This window comes from Psychrobacillus sp. (assembly GCF_056205495.1).
In genome coordinates this window covers 1-4,592 of the sequence record NZ_JBAEAP010000287.1, presented here as the reverse complement: position 1 = coordinate 4,592, position 4,592 = coordinate 1, and the positions used below count along the sequence as shown (strand labels likewise).

The window sequence follows — 4,592 nt, the reverse complement described above, 5'->3', positions numbered from 1 at the left end:
TACCTTATCGAGAATGGCTAAAAAAAGAAGCAGAGGTAATGGAACTTCTAAATAAAGAGACAGAACTTCCGATTCCATTATTCATGCATTACAAAGAGCAACCCGAAGAGAATTCACTTCTAATGAGTAAGTTAGAAGGCGTACCTTTAAGAGAAGCCTTACACGAAGCAAATTCAATTGAGGAAAAGAGATCCCTTTTTCTTAGCTTCGGAACTCTCCTAAAATTATTACACACTACTAGACCACCAAGTGCATTGCTAACTAAAAATACCTGGCTTGAAAAACAATTACATACAGCCGCTTATAACGTAATCCATTACAAAGTGGATGGAAATGAAGAGCTACTTACCTATTTAAAATTGAACCCGCCTAAGCCAATACCTCAAACACTTATACATGGGGATTGTACGATTGATAATGTACTTGTAAAGGATGGTATGGTATATGCTTTTATTGATCTTGCTGGAGTAGCACATGGAGACCCTAGGTATGACCTAGCTCTTGCTACTAGATCCATACAATCAAATCCGTTATTAGTGGAAGCTTTTTATGAGGGCTATGATTCTACGCCTATTTCAATAGAAGAATTTAAATATTTTGATGGAGGTCTTTATGAATTTTTTTGAAAATGAGGTGACCTTGAAGTGAAGCTAATAGGTCCATTTATGATGATAGTTGGCGTATGCTGCATAGGGTTTTCTTTGTTTGAATTTTTTACGCTGGAGTTTTTTGAGGAACCGCAGTATTTTTGGTTATTCTTTGTTGGTGCTCCCCTTATTTTTTTCGGATTTGTTTTAACTGGAGTAGGTAATTATAAAAAACTAAAAGAACTAAATAACGAGGTAATACGTGAACAAATGGCTGCAGCCAGCCAAGGATGGGAGGAAGGACAGTTAAAAGCGGAAGCCTATTGCTCAAACTGTGGCCATCCAGTTCGTCGATCATCCAATTTTTGCTCCGACTGTGGTACCTCACTGCAAATGTAAGTATTCAGTCATTAGTATGGCTTATCTACTGATCTAAAAGATAAAGGAGTGAAATGATTGAGCGCTTGGAAAACATTAAGTTCCTCGTATATTTTTAAATCTCCATTTGGAAATTTAAGAGAAGACATTTGTGAACTACCAGATGGACAGGTAATTGAAAGCTACTATGTCAATGAATATGCGGATTGGGTCAATGCCATTGTCCTGACAAAGGAACAGCAGATTATATTAGTAAGCCAATATCGCTATGCAGGTCAAAATATCTTTTTAGAAATTCCAGCTGGAAAGCCAGAGGGACAAGAAAGCTACCAGGAAGCAATTATTAGAGAAGTTCAAGAGGAAACTGGCTATACAACCGATCGCGAGCCAGTTTTATTGGGTCAATTTTACGTAAACCCAGCTACTCAAACCAATAAGGTTTACACCTATTTGCTTTTAGATGCTTATAAAACTAGCGACCAACACCTGGATCCTACAGAATTTATAGATGTTCATACTTTTGATTTTAAAGAAATGCACTCTTTAATAAAGAATGGTGAAATTCAACAGCTTTTCACAGCCAATGCTTATTATATGGCTTTAGATTTTTTAAAGGAGACTGCAATCAAATGATAAAAGGCTTTGCGACTCGGGAGAATACGTAGTATGCACGTAACGACCAGCGCACCCTTTAACCTAGGTAAAGATATACAAAAAACAGATGATAGCTTGCGATTCCTAATGAATACGAAAGGCATATTATCAACAATGGTTGGCATGAAGCAAATCGACCATGCCAAGTACAACATAGCAACGAGTAAACGTACAAACATTCATTAGGAGGATAAATTGAGAACGATCATCAAGCGAGCTTTGTTTCTGTTGTTTCCTTTCGTCATCGGAGCGTATACCATACAAACAATTATTGTTCATTATAACTGGAGCCATCTAGTGTCGAGCATTTTAATTAGCTTCTTACTTTTTATCTTTTTTATGTATTACTTGGAAACGAAGCGAGATTTTTCGAGGTCTATTGTTCGTCCTTCAGGGAGCTTTATATTAACAGCAGCCTTATTATGCTCCTTCTACATAGGAGGTAACGCATGGTCTATTTTCATCGAAGAACCTTATAAAGAGATAGCGCCTCTATCCACTCAAACAAAAGCAAATGAGACTAAAAACAGAAAATTATTCTCTTTATTTTCAGGAGACTCAATCCAAAAGAATGTAGAGTCCAAGCAGATTGATAAAATAGCTTATTATTTTTCTGTGGATAATCTTGCCTCGGTGGAGGAGTATTCTTCTATGTTAGCCAAGGAAAAAGCAAACCTAGATCGGATTTTTGGGCCAGAGCTAAAGGATACCTTAACAATCGAAATATATAATGATTCAGCTGCAATTAAGGAAGTGTCCCCTGGAGCAGTAGGTTATTACAAACGTAGAAATCAGTCTATACATCTGATGAAAATGGATGATGAAAAAAGATGGGAACGTATTTTATTACATGAATATACCCATTATCGTATTCACCAATTTGCCAAGGTTAATGGATTGAGTAGTAAAATGGAGCATCTGCCTTTTTGGTTTATAGAGGGGTTAAGTGAATATGTAGGCTATCAGGATAGAGTGATCAATCCGGACCTTCTAGGGGAAACGGTGGATTATCGCTTACTAGACACAAATAAAACTATACCCGCTACACTAGAGCATTATAAAGTATATCTACAAGGCTACTTTACACTAAGAAAGCTGGATAATTTATATGGATCAGAAATTATTACGGAATTGTTATTGTCTGAGTCATTAACGGATTTTTATAATACCTTAGAGAGAGTTACAGGCAAGAGCACTGAGGAATTTCAGAAAACACTGTTAGCAAATTACTAAAGTGTTACAAAGATAAAGGACCCTGAACAATTGTCTAGGGTCCTTTAAAATTATTCTATATAATCGCAAGTTCTTATCTAAAATTATCGCCCCAAGAAAGTCAGACTTAAACTGATCGCAAAAGATAATGGCAAGATGTAACCGTTAGATATTCCATGTCTTCTAGATAGAATTATACAACTGTGCTTTAAGTAAGTGTTAGAAACTATTGCAGAGCTCATTTTTATAATCATAGCTACGGATTAAGACCTCAACGGTATATCCATCATGTATAATGGCAAGAATTCTATTTCTAGTTAATCAGTCAAAACTTCATTATGTTGTAGACGCTAGAGAAAGAGTATTCGAGGAATTGTTTAAAGAGCTGGAAGATTGAAGTACTTATTGTTGCTTAACAGGTTACATAAATAATAGTTCTGTTTAAGGAAAAGTTGGAATAAGTCTAGTAAAAGAATACCTGATTAGCTTTGGTGAATATATGAAAGGAGAGAGAAAAAGGTGAACGTCGTTGGATGGAAAGAAAGTCAAAGTATTGTTTTACGATTGGCTATAGGGAATATCAGCATCCTTATCCTATTATTTATGCTTTCCAATTTAACTGTACATGCAAATTCAAATATCCATAAGGAATATAATGTTTCATTTCAAAGTGTGGACAGTACCACACTTGATGGAACATTACTTGTTCCCGATGGCCAAGGACCCTTTCCAGCAGTTATTTTAATCCATGGAGCAGGTACACATGATAGAGAAGACTATCGTGCAGAAGCAGAAATATTTGTAAATTCGGGTATCGCTTCGTTTATTTATGATAAACGTTCTGTCGGATACAGTGCTGACGGTATAGGAGAATATTCCAGGTCATACACGTTGTTGGCAGATGATGTCTTAGCAGCAGTAGAAGCACTTCGCTACAGGGAGAAACTTGATGCCGAGAAAATTGGGTTATGGGGTTTAAGTGAAGGAGGCTGGGTTGGCCCCTTAGCTGCCATTCGTTCGGATAACGTGGCATTTGTCATTACAGTTGGTGCCAGTGGAGTACCGCCTGCACAACAAACTTCCTGGACAATGGAAAATATGTTTCGGCAACAAGGAATAACTTCTAATTCCTTTATCAATTCAATGACTAAAACAGGTGTTCGTTTTCTCGTCACGTCAGAATTATTTGCTGAGTCAAAATATAATCCTATCCCAGTGCTTGAACAATTACAACAACCAATACTAGCGATTTGGGGTAGTAATGATCGTACTGCTCCGCCGTTGGAGAGTTACCAGATTATGAAAGATTCATTGGTACGAGGTGGCAACGAGCAAAGTAGTATTAGATTTATACCTAACGCTAACCACGATATCTTCTTTTCTACAGATGGCTACGTTCACTCTGACCAATTTGCCCCAGGCTATGCGGAGTCCATGGTTACTTGGATTAAGAATGTTATAGGAGAAGGAGAATTTAAAGAGAGAGTAATAGGTGATGTTCCACAGCAAAATTATATATCGGATGCAAGGGTAGTAGAAACCTCATGGATTGATTCACCCTTGTTACAACTTGGAATTATGGCATCGATTGTTGTAATCTTTTTTAGTTACTTAGTAATAGGGAGTTTTCATTTTTTTAGGAAATTTAAGGAGAGCAGCTTTTCTACAAGCTATCATTGGCTGGCACCAACCCTTGCTATTTGTGGATTAACTTCCACTTTAGGTTTTCTTGCTTACTACGGATATATTATGATAACAAAT

The 4,592-nt window shown here is 36.9% G+C and carries 6 protein-coding genes; all 6 read left to right on the top strand.

The window, feature by feature from the left end; translation table 11 throughout:
• A partial coding sequence (locus tag AC06OU_RS08420) for a phosphotransferase family protein (RefSeq protein WP_475855182.1) occupies nucleotides 1-626 on the top strand: 626 nt, incomplete at its 5' end.
• 18 nt (nucleotides 627-644) lie between these two features.
• Nucleotides 645-986: a zinc ribbon domain-containing protein gene (locus AC06OU_RS08415; protein WP_475855180.1), complete on the top strand. Its 342-nt coding sequence runs from the start codon at nucleotides 645-647 to the stop codon at nucleotides 984-986.
• Between the two features lie 57 nt (nucleotides 987-1,043).
• Nucleotides 1,044-1,598: an NUDIX hydrolase gene (locus tag AC06OU_RS08410; RefSeq protein ID WP_475855179.1), complete on the top strand. Its 555-nt coding sequence runs from the start codon at nucleotides 1,044-1,046 to the stop codon at nucleotides 1,596-1,598.
• 33 nt (nucleotides 1,599-1,631) lie between these two features.
• Nucleotides 1,632-1,805 (top strand): hypothetical protein, encoded by a 174-nt coding sequence (locus tag AC06OU_RS08405; protein ID WP_475855178.1) that lies wholly within the window; start codon nucleotides 1,632-1,634, stop codon nucleotides 1,803-1,805.
• Nucleotides 1,806-1,814: 9 nt separating this feature from the next.
• Nucleotides 1,815-2,852, top strand: a complete 1,038-nt coding sequence (locus AC06OU_RS08400; RefSeq protein ID WP_475855177.1) for a collagenase — start codon at nucleotides 1,815-1,817, stop codon at nucleotides 2,850-2,852.
• A 498-nt stretch (nucleotides 2,853-3,350) separates the two neighbouring features.
• The coding region (locus AC06OU_RS08395; RefSeq protein ID WP_475855176.1) for an alpha/beta hydrolase family protein at nucleotides 3,351-4,592 on the top strand (1,242 nt) is incomplete at its 3' end.